The organism is Oleiphilus sp. HI0067 (assembly GCF_001635735.1).
The window spans coordinates 1-848 of record NZ_LWFI01001515.1; the positions used below are offsets into that span (position 1 = coordinate 1).

Consider the following 848-nt stretch of genomic DNA (forward strand, 5'->3'; position numbering starts at 1 on the left):
ATAGTGAGATAAGTTTGAGGTCGTCTCGCGACCGCCACTACCATTGATTTATTGGGATTAAACAGGACTTGATGCGCCCGTCCTGGAAGCTCAAGTAGTTGTGGGGGGCTGTTGTTCTCTAACTTACAGAGTGCGAAGCGATCTCCTATTTTTATAGCACTTAAGATTGCATCGTTTTGTTTTGTATCGAATGCCGAAGATACTGAAGGCAGTGCAATAAGGCCTGTGCAAAGCGTCAACCCGTCTATTAAAAATTGTCTGCGGCGCATTAATCACCATCGCGACTATTGAAGCCTAAATGAATGCCCATCTTGGTCAGCGTGTTTTCTAACTCCGAATGAGCATGAATTAAGTCCTGCGCAATGTCTTTTAGCTCTCTGTACTGTTCGTTACTTTTTATCGCCTTTGCTAAAGGTAGGTTTATGCTCATTAGACGGTTTTTCGCACTTTCTAAAATAGAAGTGGTTGATGATAACTCTGCGTTAGGTATGTTTTTTTGCAGCGTTTCGATCATGGCAATGCTAACGTCTAAATTCTCAGTGATGAAGGGGAGAGAAAGGCCACTTCTCCAAGCTTCGAGACGTTGAAATTTTGCTTTTTTTGCGGAGCTGCCCATCGGTCGTAGCAATTTCAAAGCGCTAATAACTTCGAGGTTTTCAGCGGCTCCTTTCAGTAGCGCTGTTGCAGCATCGATCTCATCTTCAAAGAAACCGTCTAGTTGTCTTGGATCCTCAAATTGTTTGCGCATTGACTCTTTCCATTCAACAGCAAGCTCACTGCTGATACGGAGAAGATTTTGTGTATGTAGCGCGAGTAGTTCGCACGATCTGTTACCAATTGGCTCTTTT

1 protein-coding gene and 1 pseudogene are annotated in these 848 nt (G+C 43.6%); both read right to left on the reverse strand.

The annotated features are described in order from the left end of the window. Window positions 1-269 (reverse strand): annotated as a pseudogene (locus A3739_RS31060) (DUF1513 domain-containing protein); the annotation flags it as partial. After that, window positions 269-848: imelysin family protein (locus A3739_RS24715; RefSeq protein WP_156502814.1), on the reverse strand; the 580-nt coding region annotated here is incomplete at its 5' end. The gene A3739_RS24715 and the pseudogene A3739_RS31060, both read right to left, overlap by 1 nt.